The organism is Micavibrio aeruginosavorus ARL-13 (genome assembly GCF_000226315.1).
Taxonomy (GTDB): Bacteria; Pseudomonadota; Alphaproteobacteria; order Micavibrionales; family Micavibrionaceae; genus Micavibrio; species Micavibrio aeruginosavorus_B.
In genome coordinates this window covers 659,368-677,894 of sequence record NC_016026.1, presented here as the reverse complement: position 1 = coordinate 677,894, position 18,527 = coordinate 659,368, and the positions used below count along the sequence as shown (strand labels likewise).

At 55.7% G+C, this 18,527-nt stretch carries 20 protein-coding genes; 9 read left to right on the top strand and 11 right to left on the bottom strand.

The genetic code is table 11. From position 1 onward, the window contains the following. Positions 1-109 precede the first annotated feature (109 nt). Positions 110-2,914, top strand: coding sequence for an ATP-dependent DNA helicase (locus MICA_RS03180; RefSeq protein WP_014102240.1), 2,805 nt, complete (start codon positions 110-112; stop codon positions 2,912-2,914). Here the strand turns inward: MICA_RS03180 and MICA_RS03175 are convergent. Continuing rightward, positions 2,895-3,080 (bottom strand): hypothetical protein, encoded by a 186-nt coding sequence (locus tag MICA_RS03175; protein WP_148260412.1) that lies wholly within the window; start codon positions 3,078-3,080, stop codon positions 2,895-2,897. The genes MICA_RS03180 and MICA_RS03175 overlap by 20 nt on opposite strands. A 188-nt stretch (positions 3,081-3,268) precedes the next feature. On the opposite strand from MICA_RS03175, the gene MICA_RS03170 reads away from it, so the two are divergent. After that, positions 3,269-3,514 carry a hypothetical protein gene (locus tag MICA_RS03170; RefSeq protein ID WP_014102238.1) on the top strand — a complete coding sequence of 82 codons (246 nt, stop codon included), beginning with the start codon at positions 3,269-3,271 and terminating at the stop codon, positions 3,512-3,514. Here the strand turns inward: MICA_RS03170 and MICA_RS03165 are convergent. The 9 genes from MICA_RS03165 to MICA_RS03125 all read right to left on the bottom strand — a co-directional run bounded on the left by MICA_RS03165 (position 3,506) and on the right by MICA_RS03125 (position 10,838). Further along, positions 3,506-3,838: a hypothetical protein gene (locus MICA_RS03165; protein WP_014102237.1), complete on the bottom strand. Its 333-nt coding sequence runs from the start codon at positions 3,836-3,838 to the stop codon at positions 3,506-3,508. The genes MICA_RS03170 and MICA_RS03165 overlap by 9 nt on opposite strands. A 131-nt stretch (positions 3,839-3,969) precedes the next feature. Then, on the bottom strand, positions 3,970-4,395 hold the full coding sequence (gene atpC / locus MICA_RS03160) for an ATP synthase F1 subunit epsilon (protein ID WP_014102236.1): 426 nt from the start codon (positions 4,393-4,395) through the stop codon (positions 3,970-3,972). Positions 4,396-4,406: 11 nt separating this feature from the next. Continuing rightward, on the bottom strand, positions 4,407-4,658 hold the full coding sequence (locus tag MICA_RS03155) for a hypothetical protein (RefSeq protein WP_014102235.1): 252 nt from the start codon (positions 4,656-4,658) through the stop codon (positions 4,407-4,409). A gap of 2 nt (positions 4,659-4,660) precedes the next feature. Beyond that, entirely contained in the window at positions 4,661-6,082 is a 1,422-nt protein-coding gene (gene atpD, locus MICA_RS03150; protein WP_014102234.1) for a F0F1 ATP synthase subunit beta, read from the bottom strand. A gap of 99 nt (positions 6,083-6,181) precedes the next feature. Continuing rightward, positions 6,182-6,583 carry a hypothetical protein gene (locus MICA_RS03145; RefSeq protein WP_014102233.1) on the bottom strand — a complete coding sequence of 134 codons (402 nt, stop codon included), beginning with the start codon at positions 6,581-6,583 and terminating at the stop codon, positions 6,182-6,184. Positions 6,584-6,667: 84 nt separating this feature from the next. After that, entirely contained in the window at positions 6,668-7,579 is a 912-nt protein-coding gene (locus tag MICA_RS03140; protein ID WP_014102232.1) for a F0F1 ATP synthase subunit gamma, read from the bottom strand. A gap of 74 nt (positions 7,580-7,653) precedes the next feature. Then, the gene (gene atpA / locus MICA_RS03135) at positions 7,654-9,204 is read right to left on the bottom strand and encodes a F0F1 ATP synthase subunit alpha (RefSeq protein WP_014102231.1); all 1,551 of its coding nucleotides are present in this window, start codon (positions 9,202-9,204) and stop codon (positions 7,654-7,656) included. Between the two features lie 60 nt (positions 9,205-9,264). Continuing rightward, the gene (locus MICA_RS03130) at positions 9,265-9,822 is read right to left on the bottom strand and encodes a F0F1 ATP synthase subunit delta (protein WP_014102230.1); all 558 of its coding nucleotides are present in this window, start codon (positions 9,820-9,822) and stop codon (positions 9,265-9,267) included. 170 nt (positions 9,823-9,992) lie between these two features. Further along, a complete protein-coding gene (locus MICA_RS03125; RefSeq protein ID WP_014102229.1) occupies positions 9,993-10,838 on the bottom strand; it encodes a TraX family protein in 846 nt (281 codons plus the stop codon). A 131-nt stretch (positions 10,839-10,969) separates the two neighbouring features. Here MICA_RS03125 and MICA_RS03120 point away from each other — a divergent pair, with 131 nt between their 5' ends. Both MICA_RS03120 and MICA_RS03115 read left to right on the top strand, forming a co-directional pair. After that, complete coding sequence (locus MICA_RS03120; RefSeq protein ID WP_014102228.1) at positions 10,970-11,458, top strand: hypothetical protein; 489 nt, start codon at positions 10,970-10,972, stop codon at positions 11,456-11,458. Beyond that, positions 11,458-12,420, top strand: coding sequence for a DUF6782 family putative metallopeptidase (locus MICA_RS03115; protein WP_236619949.1), 963 nt, complete (start codon positions 11,458-11,460; stop codon positions 12,418-12,420). Before MICA_RS03120 ends, MICA_RS03115 begins: the two co-directional genes overlap by 1 nt. Before the next feature lie 2 nt (positions 12,421-12,422). Here MICA_RS03115 and MICA_RS03110 read toward each other — a convergent pair whose 3' ends face one another. After that, on the bottom strand, positions 12,423-15,092 hold the full coding sequence (locus MICA_RS03110; RefSeq protein ID WP_014102226.1) for a primosomal protein N': 2,670 nt from the start codon (positions 15,090-15,092) through the stop codon (positions 12,423-12,425). Between the two features lie 54 nt (positions 15,093-15,146). Between MICA_RS03110 and fsa the strand changes: the two genes are divergently transcribed. The 5 genes from fsa (at position 15,147) to MICA_RS03085 (ending at position 18,505) form a co-directional block, all read left to right on the top strand. After that, positions 15,147-15,803 carry a fructose-6-phosphate aldolase gene (gene fsa, locus MICA_RS03105; RefSeq protein WP_014102225.1) on the top strand — a complete coding sequence of 219 codons (657 nt, stop codon included), beginning with the start codon at positions 15,147-15,149 and terminating at the stop codon, positions 15,801-15,803. 120 nt (positions 15,804-15,923) lie between these two features. Then, positions 15,924-16,259, top strand: a complete 336-nt coding sequence (locus tag MICA_RS03100; protein WP_014102224.1) for a hypothetical protein — start codon at positions 15,924-15,926, stop codon at positions 16,257-16,259. Positions 16,260-16,406: 147 nt separating this feature from the next. Next, positions 16,407-16,721 (top strand): hypothetical protein, encoded by a 315-nt coding sequence (locus tag MICA_RS03095; RefSeq protein ID WP_014102223.1) that lies wholly within the window; start codon positions 16,407-16,409, stop codon positions 16,719-16,721. 132 nt (positions 16,722-16,853) lie between these two features. Then, positions 16,854-17,555 (top strand): DUF484 family protein, encoded by a 702-nt coding sequence (locus tag MICA_RS03090; RefSeq protein WP_236619948.1) that lies wholly within the window; start codon positions 16,854-16,856, stop codon positions 17,553-17,555. Then, positions 17,534-18,505: a tyrosine recombinase XerC gene (locus tag MICA_RS03085; protein WP_014102221.1), complete on the top strand. Its 972-nt coding sequence runs from the start codon at positions 17,534-17,536 to the stop codon at positions 18,503-18,505. Before MICA_RS03090 ends, MICA_RS03085 begins: the two co-directional genes overlap by 22 nt. Positions 18,506-18,527 lie beyond the last annotated feature (22 nt).

The window sequence follows — 18,527 nt, the reverse complement described above, 5'->3', positions numbered from 1 at the left end:
AATCCCCGTGGGTCTTCCCCACGGGGATTTTTGCATTTAGGCCCGTAAAATCGGGGGTTTTATGCTGTTTGGTCTGGAACAGCGCGATGATGGATGATAGCGTCCAATCATGTCCGGACATGTCGCAGAACAAACACAAAAACGCGCACGCGTTTCCATGCCCGCCGCCGCCGTCATCACGGTCACGGCGCGGACGACAACTGCGCTGTCACCGGATGGGGAAATAAAATCATACCCGCATGATCAGGCGCGAATGATTTTTCACAAACGTCCGGTCATCGTTTGTCACGCACCGTACACACGTCACCGTCTGGGCACGGATGATTTGATCGCGTATGACGTGCTCGAACTTTTTGCATTCGTGCATCCGGCAAAATTTTGTGTCCCCACACCGTTTGGAATTGCGACCGCGCTGGGCATCCATGTCGGGGACAATTCCGAGGATGCGCCGCTGGCCTTGCATGAGTCCGTTCGGGTGCTTTTATCCGACCTGCGGGCCTGCGAATCAGATCAGGAGATTCGCGCGAATCTCCTCGGGATTGCCGACGCGATGGGGGCACAGGGCAAGGGTTGGGTGTGGACGCCGTATATTTTTTCCGCCCTGAATGCCGAATATGACCCCGAACGTCAGATTTTGACGCGCACCGCCCTGAATATCTGGAAAAACCTGCCTGAATGGTCGGAAGGCGCACCGCCCCCGCCCGCCGGGCACGATAGCGTGAGCGGCGAAGAAGCGCGCGAGCGTCTGCGCAGCATGTTGACGCAAGGGCGCAGCGCCGAACCCCGCCCGCAACAGATGGATTACACAGGCCAGATTGCGTCCATTTTCGCGCCCGCACAAAATGCCGATCAACCCCATGTTTTGTTGGCCGAGGCAGGGACGGGCGTTGGAAAAACGCTGGGCTATCTGGCGCCATCCAGCGTCTGGGCCGAGAAGAATGGCGGCCCCGTCTGGGTATCCACTTACACACGCAACCTGCAACGCCAGATCGGACAGGAATTGGAACGGCTCTACCCCGACCCGATGGTGCGGGACCGGGCCGTGGCCATTCGCAAGGGGCGGGAAAATTACCTCTGCCTGCTGAATTATGAGGATCTGGCCAATGCCGCCGCGTTGGCGCGCCATGCAACCCAGATTATTGCCGCCGGATTGATGGCGCGGTGGATTTCCGCGACCAAGGATGGCGATTTAAGCGGCGGGGATTTCCCCGGATGGCTGCCCGCTTTGCTGGGCTATGGCGGCACGACATCACTGGCCGATAAACGCGGGGAATGTATTCATTCCGCATGCGACCATTACCACCGTTGTTTCGTTGAACGGTCCATCCGCAAGGCCCGCCACGCCGATATTGTGGTCGCCAACCACGCGTTGGTGATGATCAACACCGCCCTGGCCGGGACCGCCACGCCGGATGACCAGCCCCATCGTTATGTCTTTGACGAAGGACACCATTTATTTGATGCCGCCGACGGCGCATTTTCCGGAAACCTGAGTGCGCGAGAAACCGCCGATTTGCGCCGCTGGATTTTCGGCCAAGAAGGCGGCAAGCGCAGCCGCGCCCGCGGCCTGAAACGCCGGATGGAGGATTTAATCGCCGGCGATGGGGCAGCAGAGGAAGATTTAGAGAAAATCATCCAGGCCGCGCACAGCCTGCCCGGGCCGGGATGGTCGAAGCGGTTTAAGGACAATGCCGCCTTTGGCGCGACAGAACAATTTTTGGCGCTGGTGTACCAGCAGGTCTATGCCCGGGCGGATGGGCGGGATGGCCCCTACTCGCTGGAATGCACCACCCTGCCTTTGATTGACGGGCTGGGCGATGCGGCACGTTTGTTGAAATCCCGCCTGAATGATTTGCGTACGCCGATGATGGTGCTGGCCGGGCGCTTGCGTCGCCGCCTGGGCGAACAATCGGCCACGCTGGACACCGACACGCGCCGCCGGTTGGAATCCGTCGCCGCATCCCTGCAGCGTCGCGGGGAAGTGACAATTGGGGCATGGATCGCCATGCTGGATACGCTGGAGAGCGGAAACGCGGACGATCAGTTTGTCGACTGGATGGAAATTGAACGGATTGAGGGACAGGCGATTGATGTTGGCCTGTATCGTCATTGGGTCGACCCGATGATCCCCTTCGCCGCCGCGATGAAAACCCAAGCCCACGGCATCGCCATTACATCGGCAACATTGCGCGATGGCACGGGTGATGAGGAAGAGGATTGGCGCGTGGCCATTGAACGCACGGGGGCGTTATCCCTCACCCCGTCGCCGCATCGCTTTGCCGTTTCATCACCCTATAATTACGCCGACCAGACGCGCGTTTACATCATCACCGATGTACGCAAAGATGATCTGGATCAGGTTGCGGGCGCGTATCAAGCGTTGTTCGAAGCCGCAGGCGGTGGCGGGTTGGGATTGTTCACCGCCATTCAACGTCTGCGCGCCGTACGGGACCGCATTGCCCCGAAATTGGAAGATAATGGCATCGCCCTGTACGCCCAGCATGTCGATGAGATGGATACGGGCACGTTGGTTGATATTTTCCGCGCCGATACACATGCGTGTTTGTTGGGCACGGATGCCGTGCGCGATGGCGTTGATGTACCCGGTGATTCATTGCGCATGTTGGTGTATGACCGCGTGCCATGGACACGCCCAACCATTTTGCACAAGGCCCGCCGCGAAGCATTCGGCAAACGCCGTTATGATGAATTGCTGACCCGGTTAAAATTACGCCAGGCCTTTGGCCGTCTGGTCCGCCGCGCGGATGACCGCGGCGTGTTTGTGATGCTGGATTCCATGTTGCCCACCCGATTGCACGGCGCCTTCCCCGAAGGGGTTACAATCGAACGCGTCGGTTTGGCAGACGCGGTCAAAGGGATTAAAGAATTCTGGTCTACGGATTCGGTGGGTTAATCACCAACGCCAGATGACGGACCCGCGACGCAGGTTCCGACGTCGTTTGCGGATACTGATAATACGGATCCAACATTCGAAACAGCCCCGCGCGTTCAAATTCCGCCTTCAATTCCGGCGTCAGGAGGGCAATCGGCGTGCTTTGTTCGTCGTAAATAAATTCCATTTTTAAAACCTTTTGAAAGGCCCGCAACGGACCAAAACCCTGTTTTGCAGAAATAGCACAAAAACAAAATGGGCCGGAGTCAAATCCCCGTCCTATTCCCATATTATATAAACCCTTTTCATATTGAGCACCCCACAATCTTGGGATAGACTCTCAAAAAAATATAATGAACAGGGACTGCGTATCACATGCCAAAAAAATCTCTCAAGGCCGCGTTCAATGCGGCCTGTAATCGCTTTTTTGAATTGGCCAAAGAATGGGAAAACGCCCGCTCCGTTCCATGGGACGCGGTGGATGATGCGCGTCAGGCCGTTCTGAACGCCCGCGACGACCTACAGGGCGCACAGTTAACCCCGGATGAATGGGATGATGTTATTCAGGACATTATCGCCGTGTCGGACACGCACGAACGGTTAAAACCGCCATCACCCTAAGCGCACAATATTGCGTTCTATGCCCGGATACCGTGTCAACGTCACGGATTTTTCCGGAACGCTGACCTGCTCGGCCTCCAGCAATGCACCCCCATCGTGGTCATTCAGACGGTTTAAACACTGAACCACACGGTCGGCATCATACACATTTGCGCCGGATGGCAAGAAGAAGCGAAAGGCCGATGAATCATAAACATCTTCGCTGAAATTCAACCCGTCACAATCGGCGATCACCTGTTCAATCACCGGCATCATGCGCGATACGTCGCCAATATTTTTGTCGTGTGCAGGCCGAAACACAACACACATGATCGAAGCGGTCATTGCGTTATCCCTTCTTCTTTCAGTGTGCCACGCCCCGTTTAAGCTTTGGTCAATAAAAAATTACCGGGGTCTTACCAGACCCCGGCTTTTATTTCGTATTCTATATATTATTGCGAAAGCGTTGTTTTTGCTTATGCCGCAACGGCTTTCAGCTTCGCACGCGTTACATCAAGACGGCGCTGCAGTTTTGATTTCTCAAACGCATCTTTTGCCACCGACAGATCGTCGCTCAGGTTGCGGATGTCCTGTTCCAGCTTGGCGGCATCCAGATCGTTCACGTTCACAGCTTCTTCAGCCAGCAAGGTGCAATTGACCGGGGTCACGTCGGCAAAACCGCCCGTGATAAAAATACGGACCGGTGCGGCCGATGCTGACTCCAGAATTTCAACCACGCCCATACGCACGGTGGACAGAACCGAAGCATGACCGGCCAGAACACCGAAATCCCCTTCTACACCGGGAATGGTGACGCGGTATGCGGTACCGGACATCAATTTGCGTTCCGGTGAAACCAGTTCGAAGGTCAGAACGTCATTGCTTGTCGTTGCATCAGCCATTTTTCAAATCCTTAGCGAAACAGATACTGCGCCTTTTGAGCGACGAACACGGCATGCGGCACCGGTTCATTCACGGGCAATTCACCAACCTTTTGCACATCATCTTGTGAAACGATGTAGAAGGTGCCGGAAATTGACGGTGTCGATCCGATGGGACGCATATACATGCCCAAATCACCAGCAACCGGCGCATAGCCCATACCGCGCAGGATCGTTTGAACCTGTTGCAACATGGGTGAAGAATGCGCCGGTGCCGTTGTCATGATTAAGCAGCCTCAGCAGCCATTTTCTTGGCTTTTTCTTCAGCTTCTTCGATCGTGCCAACCATGTAGAAGGCCGATTCCGGCAAGTGGTCATACTTACCGTCAACGATCGCGCGGAAGCCCTTAATGGTGTCTTCCAGCTGAACGAATTTACCCGGGGAACCGGTGAAGACTTCGGCAACGTGGAACGGCTGGGACAGGAAGCGTTGGATCTTCCGTGCGCGGGCCACGATGAGTTTGTCTTCTTCCGACAGTTCATCCATACCCAAGATCGCGATGATGTCCTGCAGAGCCTTGTAGGTTTGCAGAGTCTTCTGAACATCAGCAGCGCACTTGTAGTGTTCTTCACCAACAATCCGCGGGTCCAGAATGCGGGACGTGGAGTCCAGCGGGTCAACGGCCGGGTAAATCCCCAATTCAGCGATTTGACGGGACAGAACCGTCGTCGCATCCAAGTGGGAGAAGGTCGTTGCCGGAGCCGGGTCGGTCAAGTCGTCAGCAGGCACGTAAACGGCCTGAACCGAGGTGATCGAACCTTTGTTCGTGGAGGTAATACGTTCCTGCAACGCGCCCATGTCGGTGGCCAGCGTCGGCTGGTAACCCACGGCGGACGGGATACGACCCAGCAGAGCGGACACTTCGGCGCCGGCCTGTGTGAAGCGGAATACGTTGTCCATGAAGAACAGAACGTCCTGGCCTTCTTCGTCACGGAAATATTCAGCCATGGACAGACCGGTCAGCGCAACACGGGCACGGGCTCCCGGCGGTTCGTTCATCTGACCGAACACCAGACCCACTTTGGATTCGCCGTCCAGCTTGATAACGCCAGCATCCATCATTTCGTGATACAGGTCGTTCCCTTCGCGGGTACGTTCACCAACACCGGCGAATACAGACACACCACCGTGGCCCTTTGCGATGTTGTTGATCAATTCCTGAATGGTCACGGTTTTGCCCACACCGGCACCACCGAACAGACCAATCTTGCCACCCTTCAAATACGGGCACAGCAAGTCGACAACTTTAATACCGGTGACCAGCTGTTCAGCTTCGGTGGACTGATCCACGAAGGCCGGAGCCGGACGGTGAATCGGGTAACGCTTTTTCGCGCTCGGTGCCGGCAGGTTGTCGATCGGGTTGCCGATAACATCCAGAATACGACCCAGAACTTCCGGACCAACCGGAACGGAAATCGCATCACCCGTGTCCAGCACTTCCTGACCGCGAACCAGACCATCGGTGGTGTCCATCGCGATGCAACGCACGGTGTTTTCACCCAGGTGCTGCGCCACTTCCAGAACCAGCGTTTTGCCTTCGTTCTGCGTGGTCAGCGCGTTCAGAATTGCGGGCACGTTGCCCTCTTCGAACTGCACGTCCAAAACAGCGCCCAGGATCTGTGTGATCGTTCCTTTTGCCTGTGTCATCGCTTCGTCTTTCACCTTCACTCGTTTAGGGCGTCTTCCTGCCCGTTGTTAAAACCAGTTTTTAAAAACTCTTCGCCCTTTATTCACGCGCCTGAAAAATCAGGCATCAAACCGGCGGGAAAAATCGGGCGAAATCATCCGCCCACCGGTTGAGGATGTGAAGTGGTGCACATGGGCCCGCACTTCGTCCTCGTCAATTCCTTCTTTGTTCATCAGACCAAAGGCCCGATAGAACGCGTCGTCCACAACATCCTGCGCGGTGCGCGCGATGAGAAACGGCGCCGTTGCGATTGCATCCTGCATAACATCCAGAACGCGAACCAATTCGGCAAACGCCTTCACCTTTACATCGCGCGATGCTTTTGCCTTCGGATCCAGTACGGCGTCGATATGACGTTCCGCACGTTCCAGCGCCTGCATCGCGACGGCCAGCTTGTCATCCGCCGGATTGACGGTTGCACAGCGACCAAAAGACTCCCCAAGCCCATTTGTCTGAACCATAACGTTTTCCCTTCCCATGTTCTTTTTCTTTCGCGAGGCCCCGGATCTACGCCCGGTATGAATGCCCGCGAAAGGTCTTCTTTATTAGAGCGCCTCGGCACCCGAAATAATTTCGATCAGTTCCTTGGTAATATAGGCCTGACGCGCGCGGTTATATTGCAGGCTGAGTTTTTTGATCATCTCGCCCGCGTTCCGTGTTGCGTTGTCCATTGCCGTCATCCGCGCGGCCTGTTCTCCGGCAGCGCTGTCCAGCAACGCGCCGAAAATCTGAATGCTCAAATTCTTCGGCAGCAACGCGCTCAAGATTTCCGCTTCGTCCGGCTCAAAGCTGTACGGGGATGTTGCACCCTTGTCGGCTTCGGCGGCATCAACGTTCTGATTGGCCGCTTCCACTTCCGGCAGACGGAACGGAATCAGCTGTGCACCCACCGGGCGCTGCGTCAAAACCGATTTGAATTCGTTGTACATCAGCGTGCAAACATCGAATTCACCCGCATCAAACTGGGACAGGATGTATTGCGATACTTCATCGGCTTCAGCAAAACCGATCCGGTTTTTACCAGCCAGGCCGGTAAAGCTGTGCGTAATATGCTTCGGGAATTCGCGGCGCAGAATGTCGCGGGCTTTACGGCCAACGCACACCAGCTTCACCGTTTTGCCGGCGTTCAACAACCCACGCACTTCGTTACGAACGCGGCGCACCAGGTTACCGTTGAACCCGCCGCACAGGCCACGATCAGACGACACAACAACAATCATGTGCACCTGATCCGAACCCGTACCGATCAGCAATTTCGGGCTGTTCGGGCCGACGACAACACCCTTGGCCACGCGGCTCATCATCCCCGCCATCGCATGGGCGTAGGGTTGGCTCGCTTCGGCCTGTTCCTGTGCTTTCTTCAGCTTGGATGCCGCCACCATTTTCATGGCCGACGTAATCTTCCGCGTGGATTTCACGGAGGCGATACGGTTACGATATTCCTTCAAACTTGGCATTGCTTTGACCGCGTTTAAATCTGATTGAAAATCACATGCGCCGGTTCATCAGCGCATGTGACCACCATATTCACTTAGGCTGCTTTTTTCTCAACCGCCTCGAACCCTTTGCCGAACTGGCTCAGGTAATCGGACAGGTCTTTCTGCAGCTTGTCGCTCAGGGCCTTCTCGGTGCGGATCGCATCCAGAATGTGTTTGCCGTTGGCGCGCACATCTTCCAACAGGCGGCGTTCATATTCGCGAACGGATGCCACCGGCACGGAGTCCAGGAAGCCTTTCGTTCCGGCGAAGATCACCAGAACTTGTTCTTCAACCGGCATCGGCTGGTATTGCGGCTGAACCAGCAGCTGGGTCAGGCGGGCACCACGGGCCAGCAGCTTCTGCGTGGACGCATCCAGGTCGGATGCGAACTGCGCAAAGGCTTCCATTTCGCGGTACTGGGCCAGTTCCAGTTTAATCGTACCGGCAACCTGTTTCATTGCTTTGATCTGTGCGGCGGAACCCACGCGGGATACGGACAGACCAACGTTAATGGCCGGACGGATCCCTTTGAAGAACAGGCCCGTTTCCAGGAAGATCTGACCGTCGGTGATGGAAATCACGTTGGTCGGAATGTATGCGGAAACGTCACCGGCCTGCGTTTCAATAACCGGCAGAGCGGTCAGAGAACCAGCACCATGTTCGTCGTTCATCTTCGCCGCGCGTTCCAGCAGGCGGGAGTGAATGTAGAATACGTCACCCGGATACGCTTCGCGGCCCGGCGGACGACGCAGCAGCAGGGACATCTGGCGATACGCCACAGCCTGTTTGGACAGATCGTCATAAACGCACAGAGCGTGCATGCCGTTGTCGCGGAAGAATTCGCCCATGGTGCAACCGGTGTACGGTGCCATGAACTGCATCGGGGCCGGGTCGGACGCGGTTGCGGCCACAACGATGGAATATTCCATCGCACCGCTTTCTTCCAACTGGCGAACCAGCTGAGCAACGGTCGAACGTTTTTGACCAACAGCAACATAGATGCAGTACAGGTGGTCTTTTTCGTTCGCGGATTTGTTGATGACTTTTTGGTTGATGATCGTGTCCAGAGCCACAGCGGTTTTACCCGTCTGACGGTCACCAATGATCAGCTCACGCTGGCCACGGCCAACCGGAACCAGCGCATCAATCGCTTTCAGGCCGGACTGCATCGGCTCATGCACAGATTTACGCGGAATGATGCCCGGGGCTTTCACTTCAACGCGGCGCATTTCAGCATTTTTAATCGGGCCCTTGCCGTCGATCGGGTTACCCAGACCGTCAACAACGCGACCCAGCAGGCCTTTACCAACCGGAACCTGAACGATTTCGCCGGTCCGTTTTACGATATCGCCTTCTTTGATCGAGCGGTCATCACCGAAAATAACAACACCAACGTTGTCGGCTTCCAGGTTCAGGGCCATACCCTTGATCCCGCCCGGGAATTCAACCATTTCACCGGCGCGGACTTGGTCCAGGCCGTAAACGCGCGCCACGCCGTCACCGACGGACAGAACCTGACCGATTTCGGCCACGTCTGCTTGCGCGTCAAATTCCGCGATTTGCTTTTTCAGGATTTCAGAGATTTCTGCCGCACGGATTTCCATTGATTGAACCTCGTTTTGTATGCGTGTGTCTTACTTAAACTGTTACTAAATCGTTTGTTGTTACGCCGCGCTCCGGCTTTCCATTGCGCGTTTCAGGCGTTCCAATTTGCGTTTCACGGAATTGTCGATCATCACCGAACCAACCGTTACCACCATGCCACCCAGCAGGGATTTGTCGATTTCGACATTCAGGGTCACGTTCTGGCCCATCTTGTCGCTGAGTGCTTTTTGCAAGGCATCGGTTTGAACCGGGGACAGAACGAAGGCCGATTGAACGCGTGCGGATACGGTGCCGCGACGACGGGCCAGTTCATTCCCGAAAGCTTGAATAACGCCAGAGATGATGCCCAGACGGCGATTGCCGGCCAGCACACCCAGAAAACGGCGCGTCAGTTCGTTGAACCCGGCCTTTTCAGCGACGGCCAAAATGGCGCGCTGGTGCTGCGTCCGGTTGAAAAGCGGATTTTTGATCAGTTTTTGCAAATCGTCCGACGCGGCAATCATGCCCGCCAGTGCATTCAGGTCTTTTTCAACCTGTTCAACAGAACCTGCATCACCCGCCATATCCAGCAGGGATACAGCATAACGGGATGCAACCTGACTTGTTTGTGTGGCCACTGTCCGTCACCCAAATCGCGTTAGGGGTTTAAACCTGTTTTTGAGACCTATTTTGAGCTCGGGCACGGTGTAGCACGGGGACAGGGGCCCGGGCAAGGATATTTCCGGCGGTTTTCCAGCCTTTTTCGCCCCATCCCAAAGACAAGGGAAAGTTCGGGGATTCCCTTAATTTACGGCGTGGGGCCCGGGGCCGCAGGAGTCCCAAAATCCAGGGTCGTCCAGTGCGGGGAAAACAAATCAAACCGGTCCGGGAACACGATCACCCCGATGATGTTCAGAATCACCAGATGCGCGACATAAATTTCCAGAGTCCAGCGCCCCATAAACCGTATCACCGCCGCCAGCGGGCCCATAACCCCCGTCAGCCGGGGAAAGTTCATGGGCTTGAACATGTAGAGCGCCCCAAAGACAGGCAAGGCGCAAGTGGCCAGCAACAGCATCTGCCCCTGTACGAAACCAAAGGACACCGTCTGGATCAAAACGAAGGACACGGCGGCAAAGATGACATAATTCTGCACCATTGCCTCGGAGATCAAGCCCCGGTCCCCCTCCGCCCGGTGGCGCATAAACCATCCGAGCATGGCCAGCAGGACGCCCTGTGTCCCATATTCCAACACAAAGGCCGTGGGCAGGTACGCAAAGAAACACAGCACCGCCACCGCCCAGAGCGCCTGCGTTCCCGCCCGGGTCACACCGCGCATCAACGGGTCAATCACCAACCGGATGGCCAGCATAGTAAACAAAATATTGAATGGTATTAGATACTTACCAGCGATCAGGTCGGCGGCCAGCAAAAGAGTGCCACCGATCCAGAGCCGCGGCCCAATATCGCGCGAGCGGGCATACCCGATCAGAAAGAACCAGATGGGCACACACAGCCGCCCAATCGCCCGCCACCACATATCGTCGGGAAAGAAATAGAAGCCAATATGGTCGACCAGCATGGTCAGGACCGCAAAGGCCTTCAACAGATCATAGGATGTGATGTCCTTTGGCAATGCAGCGCGGTTGAACATGGTGGAGCCCCCTCTTCTTTTCAGGGTCCGCCTTTCTCCATCCGCTGGCAAGTCGAAAATTGACAAGCTCTCCCATCAGGTGCAGGGTGCCCATAATCAAAAAATAAGACATAAACAGGGACATACAAATAATGACCACACGATCATTCCGCACAATTTTGCCCGCTTCATTCGCGCTGGCCGCCGCCCTGGCCTGTGGCGCAGCCGTCGCCGAAGAGCCACATATCGACCGCGTCGATCATACGATCACCCTGAAAGATGGTTGCGACAGAACACACAGCGCCGTCGATGATACCGGCATGATCGTCCTGCCCGCCAGCGATGCGCACACGGGCCAAAAATGGAACGACCATTATAAATGGGTGTTTTTCAGCATGGTTGATAAAAACCTGGTGAATGCCGCACTGGCCGATCCGCGCGTCACCACAATCGTTTTTGATTTCAATGGGTGCGCCACCAACGAAAACATTCCCGTTTTCGCCGTCGATGTTGAATTTCAACATATGGGCATCAACGGCAGCAATGACGGGATTTTATACCCGGCCTATCAGGATTTTGACCGCACACATGTCGACACCATCCGCAAAGCAGGCGGTTTTGGCATCACGCTGCAACGGTGATGACCATGCGTCGATTGTTTCAAAAAATATCGTCCCGTCATATTGCGGGGCTGACATTGCCTTTTATGCTGGCGGCTGGCGGTGCGGCATTGGCCGGCCCCGCGCTTGATGCGCGGCTGGCCGAAGAAGATATTAAACAAACCACCTATTGGTGGCCCACCGCCGCACGTGAAAACCCGCGCGGGGCCTGTATTGTCCCCGGCGATCCCGTGGACACACCCACACCCGCCACGGACAATTTACAAAAAATCCTGGCCCTGTTTGAAACAACGGCATTTGGGCGCCAACTGGTTCAAACCGCAACTGATCACAAAACCTTGTTCTGTACCTATGAGAATCCGATGGAACGCGGATTTTATGATACGGGGCTGAACATGATGATGGTGCATGATGGCATGGAATTCGGCCAGCAGGCGTTAATTACCGCGCATGAATTGCGCCACCACGTACAATATCGCATGGGGTTTGAACGCTCACTCAAATACAGTCGGGACGAATATGTGCGCTTTACCTATGTTATGGAGGCGGATGCACAGGCCCTGGCCACCCTGCTGGCATGGCAGACCCGCGCCGCCGGCGATGCACGCGTGTGGGACGGATTGATGAGCATTGAAAATTACCGTGACACGGGTGTCGCCTTTGAAACCGCAATGGCGGGCAAAGATCCGCTTGATGAAACAGCCCAAAGGGACGCAACAGCCGCCGCCGCTATCGCATGGCGGAATAATCAATGGCTGAACGCTATCTATCGTGCGCAATCCATCGATATGTATCTGGACGAACTGGACACAACAAAAAAGATCCGCACATACAAAAACGCGCCGGATGAAATCTACGCCCCTCTTTGCGCTAAACCGGGCGATTTTTATGATTGCCTGTCCACCCTGCCCAAAGTCGAAGGACTGGGCTACGGTCCGATGCCGCACGATTTGAAAAAACCATCAAACCATCCAGCGCCGTAAATTTACAAGAAGCTTTGCGGATCAATATCCACTTGCACCCGCACGGTGGATGGGATTTTCACGCTGGCGACCCATGTTTCGATGGCGCGTTGCAGATTGATTGTTTTTGCGGCCCGCACCAGCAAGCGACGGCGGAAATTGCCGCGCAGGCGGTAGAACGGCGCCTCCGCCGGGCCCAGCGTTAAAACATCCGGCCCCTGCGGCGCACAGGCCCCGAGCGCACGCGCCGTTTCCATCACCTGCTTTTCATCACGACCCGATACGATAATTCCGGCCAGACGGCTGTAAGGGGGCATCAGTGCACGTTCACGCTCCTCGGCCTCGACCGCTAGGAATTCATCGCGATCATCGGCGGCCATGGCGCGCATGACTTTGTTTTCCGGCATAAAGGTTTGCAGGAAGACATGCCCCTTTAATTCCTCGCGCCCGGCCCGGCCTGCAACCTGATGCAACAATTGGAAGGTGCGTTCCGCCGCACGCAAATCACCACCGCCCAAGCCCAGATCGGCATCAATCACGCCAACCAAGGTCAAATGCGGGAAATGGTGCCCCTTCGCAATAATTTGCGTGCCAATCACAATGTCGATGCGGCGTTCACGGATATCGTCCAAAACGGCCTTTAATTTATCGTTTGTATCGACGATATCGCTGGCCAGAATAACCGTGCGGGCATCGGGCCACAGGGCCGCGACCTCTTCCTTGATCCGTTCCACACCGGGGCCACAGGCCGCGAGGGAATCCGTATCATGGCACGACGGGCATTCCTTTGGGATTGGCGTTGCAAACCCACAATGGTGACAATGCAGGCGCGATGTTTTTTTATGTTCGACCAGCCACGCTGTGCAGCGCGGGCATTCAAAACGATGGCCGCACGTCCGGCACAGGGTGAGCGGTGCATATCCCCGGCGATTGAGGAACAGCAACACCTGTTCCCCCCGATCCAATGTCGATTGAATTTCGTTATGCAGGGTTGGCGCAATAAAATGCTGCCGCGCTGGCTTATCCGCCCGCATATCGATCAGGTCGATATGCGGCATTTCCGCCCCGCCATGACGCACGGGCAGGACCAGATGATCATATTTCCCGTTCCATGCATTCAGGATGGTTTCCAATGACGGCGTGGCCGACACCAATACCACGGGTATTTTCCCACGATGACCGCGGACCACCGCCATATCGCGGGCGTGGTAAATAACACCATCTTCCTGTTTATACGCCGGATCATGTTCTTCATCGACAACGATGATGCCCAGATCCTGATACGGCAGGAACAAAGCCGATCGCGCCCCCACCACCACCTTCGTCGTGCCATCGGCCACACCGCGCCATGTGGTGCGGCGTTGTGCGGGCGTTAAATGCGAATGCCAGAGCGCAGGTATACATCCAAAGCGCTTTTTAAAACGATCCAAAAACGCATTCGACAAAGCGATTTCCGGCAACAGGATCAGGCCCTGCTTCCCCGACCGGACCGCTTCGGCAATCGCCTCAAAATACACTTCGGTTTTACCGGCACCCGTTACACCGTCCAGCAACGATGTATGGTGTTCACCACTTTTCACCTGCGCGATCAAATGATCGGCGGTGGCGCGTTGGTCGGGCGATAAATCCGGCCCCACGCGATCAATATCCGGATTGCGGCACGGGGCAGATGAAAACAGATTGACGGTGCGGAGTAAGCCCTGCCCGACCATGGTTTTAATAACGCCGGGCGTACATCCGGCCATATCCGTGATTTCCGATGCGCGGCGCGGGTGGCCGTCGGACAATGCCTCTAAAATCTTGCGCCGTTGCGGGTTCAGGTTACGGAGGAGCTTCGCTCTCCCCCCACCTTGATCCTCCCCCCTCGCGGAGGGGGGAGGAGAATGTTCGGCAAGTTTTGTGATGATTGTCTGCAGGACACCATCGATATTCTCCAGAACCTCGTTATTCCAGAAACGGAGAACGCGCCAGCCCAGAGAGTTTAAAAACGCCGTGCGTTTTTCATCGTGGGCACTGTCATTATGCTGCCCGCCATCGACCTCGATAATCAGATTTTTTTCGATGCAGGCAAAATCAGCTACATATGGCGGGATAGGATGCTGACGGCGGAATTTATGCCCCAGCTGGTCCTTGCTCAAACAGAACCACAACCTTGTCTCCGCATCGGTCATATCCTTGCGAAGCTCACGCGCCTGATCCATTGCGCGTTGCCCCTCCTCCCCCCTCCGCGAGGGGGGAGGATTGAGGTGGGGGGAGTGCGCCAGCACATCCCGCACCCAATCATTCAGCACATACCCCGTCGTCGCTTTCGGCGGTTCCAGCCCTGCGGGGGCGCTCAGACACATTTTCAAAACGGCGCCCGGAGCGCTCATCGTATATTGGGCGACCCAGCTTAAAAAATCGCGGTGCGCGGCCTGCATCGGGGGCAGATCAAAACGATCGACGATCATCTTTAATTTTTTGGGCGGCACGTCTTCGTCCGATGTCCCCCAGACCACCCCCGGAACCTCGCGCTTGCCCAGCGGCACGGTCACGTAATCACCCGGCGATACATCCATCCCGTCCGGCACGGCGTAGGTATAGGCCCGGTCCACCGGATAGGGGACCAGCACAAGAACCCGGCGCGCCGTTTCGGGCACCGGCGCTCCCCCCGGGGGGGCCTTTTCTTCCATACTTTCAAACAGGGTCTGCATCTGCTAAGACCTAGCACAAGATTGATAAACCGCCAAAGCCGGAGCCGCCGCATTATGAAATTCTTTGTCGATACTGCCGATATCAACGAAATCCGCGATCTGGCCTCGACCGGCCTGCTGGATGGCGTGACCACGAACCCGACACTGGTCGCCAAATCGGGCAAGCAATTTATTCCGCTGATCGAAGAAATCTGCGGCGTCGTCGACGGCCCGGTCAGCGCCGAGGTTGCCGCCACCGATTACGACACGATGCGCAAGGAAGCGGACAAGCTGTCCAAGATCGCCAAGAACATCGCCGTGAAGGTTCCGCTGACCCCCGCCGGTTTGAAAGTGTGCAAAGAACTGTCAGACAAGGGGGTCATGACAAACGTCACGCTGTGCTTCTCTCCGGCGCAAGCGTTGCTGGCGGCCAAGGCTGGCGCAACCTTTATCTCCCCGTTCGTTGGACGGTTGGATGATATCGCGCATGATGGCATGCAGTTGATTGCCGACATCGTTTCCATCTATGACAACTATCCGCAGTTTGAAACGGAAGTGCTGGTCGCGTCCGTGCGTCACCCGATGCACATTGTTGAAGCCGCAAAAATCGGCGCGCATGTGGCCACCTGCCCGGCCGATGTGATCAAGAAACTCTATAACCACCCGCTGACCGACAAGGGGCTGGCCGCGTTCGTGGATGACTGGAAAAAGACGGGCCAGAGCATTCTCTGACCCCCTGTCCACCCACAATAACCCATTGATAAAGGCCGCATTTTCATGCGGCCTTTGACTTTTCCAGCGGGCCTGCCGTACAACCGTTCATCCATTTATTTCAAGGGATTAGAGGGACACATGCAGCTCAAAACAATATGGAACAAATTGGTAAAGGTTCTGGACAAGGGATTGGACAGCTGGGCTGAGGGTTTTACCCATCATGCAGGCGGCATCAAATGGCCCGAAGTCGAGGTGATGGAAGCCATGCAGAAGCAAGGTTGGAAATTCGAATGTTTCGCCACGCACGGTTTGGCCAGCATTGGCGGCGGGTCGGTCAACAAATATATCCAGACACCGGAAGGACGCGATTTGGTTGGCCCCAACGCACGGGAATCGGATGTGACGCGCTATCACGACACAATTGCTGCGACGCGGCGTGAACTGGCCCAGAACAAGCCTGTCCCTAAAGTGTAAAAGACGCCGATATTATTATGGATTCTAAAGCCACCGGAAACGGTGGCTTTATTTTTGGCCTCTGGTCAGACTCTCAATTTATTCATACAATTACGACGTTCGATCGAAACGGACTCAACCAAACACCTGAGAACAGGGGAGATCAAATTGGGACTCGGTAATTTTTTTAAGAAACTTGCATCCGTATTTAACACGAAACAGGATTATGCCGTGTCATGGCCGGAAAAAGCCGTGCGCGAAGAGATGGAAAAAGACGGATGGAAATTTACAACCGACCCCATTCACGTTCCGGATATCGGCATCACCGATGCGTTCAAACATGTCATTACGCCGGACGGGTCGTTGATTGACAACACACCGGCCAGTCTGCCGCTGAAAAACACCTACATCACGACCATTCGCGCCACGCGCGACAAATTGGGCCTGAACAAGGACAATGATCTGGACGGCCCAAGCTGGTAAGGCCTGCGCTGGTAAGCGCGCATTAAGATTGAAACAATTCTGAAAAACGGGCACACTGAAAAAATCACAGTGTGCCTGTTTCCTTTCCTACCTTTTCGTATCTGAAAGCCGCCCATAACAATGTCGAACGCCATGACCGAAAAATCTGTACCCCCATCATTTGACGCCGACGACATTATTGCGTGGTTACGCAAGAACCCCGATTTTCTGGATAAAAACCCGGATGCGTGTGACCTGCTGTTCCCGCCGACGCGCAAGGATAATGACCGCAAAGTCACCGACTTCCAATCCTTTATGATTAAACGTCTGCGCGAAGATAAAGACGAAGTGATCGAAGCCACGCGCGAGATTGTTGAAAACAGCCGCGCCAACATGAACAACCAGGCCCGCATTCACAATGCCGTCCTGATGCTGTTGGAAGCCACCAGCTTTGACGATTTTGTTCGCACCATCACGATGGATTGCGCGACCCTTCTGGACGTGGACATTGTTTCACTGATCGTTGAAATTGACTCGGATGTTATTCCCCATATCGACCTGACCGGTGTGCGTGTTGTGCCCAGCGGAACCATTCATTTGTTGACCAAAGGCCAGAACGCCGTTTTGGAATCAAACATTTCCGGACTGGATGAAATTTATGGCGGCGGGGCCGGATTGGTCAAATCGCAATTATTGATGCGATTGGACATTTCCCGCCACGCCCCCCCGGCCATCGTGGCGTTTGGCAGCCGTGATCCAAACCATTTCCAACCCGGTCAAGGCACGGACCAAATCGGGTTTTTGGGCGGCGTGATTGAACGCTGTTTCCGCACATGGCTGAGCCTCCCCATTTAACGCACCTGCAACGCGAACAATGCGCGCCGGATCTGGCCGATGCGTTGGGGCACTGGGTGGATTGGTTGCGGGAAAGAAACCTGTCCAAACACACGGTGCGGGCGTATTGCGGTGATGTGGGAGGGTTCGTCACATTTTTATGCGGTCATTTGGGCCGCCCGCCATCCTTAAACGATTTATCCGACGCCACCATTCGCGAATTTCGCGCATGGATGTCCCGCCGCGCCATTGACGGCGCATCCGCCGCTACACGGGCGCGCGGATTATCCGGTGTTAAAAACCTGATCGGGTGGCTGGATCGCAGCGGCATCATGCATAACGGGGCTATTAAAACGGTACGCACACCGAAACTGCCCCACAAACTGCCCCGCCCCCTCAGCCAACGTCAGGCGCAAAGTGTTTTGGACAATGCCGAATCCTTATCCGCCGCCACCAATGACGGATGGATCGGATCACGCAACCGTGCTTTGTTTACCCTGCTGTACGGATGTGGTCTTCGTATTGACGAAGCCTTGTCACTGAATATCAACGGCCTGCCCCGCGATGGATTTATCCGCGTGCGCGGTAAGGGGAACAAGGAACGACAGGTTCCCGTTCTTCAAATCGTTGAACGCATGATCACACAATACCGCGCCGAATGCCCGTTTGCGGAAACCAGCGACCGCCCGTTGTTCATCGGCGAGCGCGGTAAACGTCTGCATCAGGGTGTCGCCCAGAAAGCCATGCGCGATATTCGCCTCGCCCTCGGCCTGCCCGAAACGGCGACACCGCACGCGCTGCGCCACTCCTTCGCCACGCATTTGCTGGAAAACGGGGCCAATTTGCGGGAAATTCAGGAATTGCTGGGCCATGCTTCCCTGTCCACCACGCAGCGTTATACCGAAGTGAACGCCGAAGAATTGATCCGCATTCACCACGCAGCCCACCCCCGCAATAAAATCGATACATAAAAAAACGGGGCGCATGATGCAC

What these genes read in the sequence shown, in the direction of transcription:
- MICA_RS03180 (WP_014102240.1), top strand. Translation starts at nt 110, where the DNA reads ATGTCCGGACATGTCGCAGAACAAACACAAAAACGCGCACGCGTTTCC.
- MICA_RS03175 (WP_148260412.1), bottom strand. Translation starts at nt 3,080, where the DNA reads ATGGAATTTATTTACGACGAACAAAGCACGCCGATTGCCCTCCTGACG.
- MICA_RS03170 (WP_014102238.1), top strand. Translation starts at nt 3,269, where the DNA reads ATGCCAAAAAAATCTCTCAAGGCCGCGTTCAATGCGGCCTGTAATCGC.
- MICA_RS03165 (WP_014102237.1), bottom strand. Translation starts at nt 3,838, where the DNA reads ATGACCGCTTCGATCATGTGTGTTGTGTTTCGGCCTGCACACGACAAA.
- atpC (WP_014102236.1), bottom strand. Translation starts at nt 4,395, where the DNA reads ATGGCTGATGCAACGACAAGCAATGACGTTCTGACCTTCGAACTGGTT.
- MICA_RS03155 (WP_014102235.1), bottom strand. Translation starts at nt 4,658, where the DNA reads ATGACAACGGCACCGGCGCATTCTTCACCCATGTTGCAACAGGTTCAA.
- atpD (WP_014102234.1), bottom strand. Translation starts at nt 6,082, where the DNA reads ATGACACAGGCAAAAGGAACGATCACACAGATCCTGGGCGCTGTTTTG.
- MICA_RS03145 (WP_014102233.1), bottom strand. Translation starts at nt 6,583, where the DNA reads ATGGTTCAGACAAATGGGCTTGGGGAGTCTTTTGGTCGCTGTGCAACC.
- MICA_RS03140 (WP_014102232.1), bottom strand. Translation starts at nt 7,579, where the DNA reads ATGCCAAGTTTGAAGGAATATCGTAACCGTATCGCCTCCGTGAAATCC.
- atpA (WP_014102231.1), bottom strand. Translation starts at nt 9,204, where the DNA reads ATGGAAATCCGTGCGGCAGAAATCTCTGAAATCCTGAAAAAGCAAATC.
- MICA_RS03125 (WP_014102229.1), bottom strand. Translation starts at nt 10,838, where the DNA reads ATGTTCAACCGCGCTGCATTGCCAAAGGACATCACATCCTATGATCTG.
- MICA_RS03120 (WP_014102228.1), top strand. Translation starts at nt 10,970, where the DNA reads ATGACCACACGATCATTCCGCACAATTTTGCCCGCTTCATTCGCGCTG.
- MICA_RS03115 (WP_236619949.1), top strand. Translation starts at nt 11,458, where the DNA reads ATGACCATGCGTCGATTGTTTCAAAAAATATCGTCCCGTCATATTGCG.
- MICA_RS03110 (WP_014102226.1), bottom strand. Translation starts at nt 15,092, where the DNA reads ATGCAGACCCTGTTTGAAAGTATGGAAGAAAAGGCCCCCCCGGGGGGA.
- fsa (WP_014102225.1), top strand. Translation starts at nt 15,147, where the DNA reads ATGAAATTCTTTGTCGATACTGCCGATATCAACGAAATCCGCGATCTG.
- MICA_RS03100 (WP_014102224.1), top strand. Translation starts at nt 15,924, where the DNA reads ATGCAGCTCAAAACAATATGGAACAAATTGGTAAAGGTTCTGGACAAG.
- MICA_RS03090 (WP_236619948.1), top strand. Translation starts at nt 16,854, where the DNA reads ATGACCGAAAAATCTGTACCCCCATCATTTGACGCCGACGACATTATT.
- MICA_RS03085 (WP_014102221.1), top strand. Translation starts at nt 17,534, where the DNA reads ATGGCTGAGCCTCCCCATTTAACGCACCTGCAACGCGAACAATGCGCG.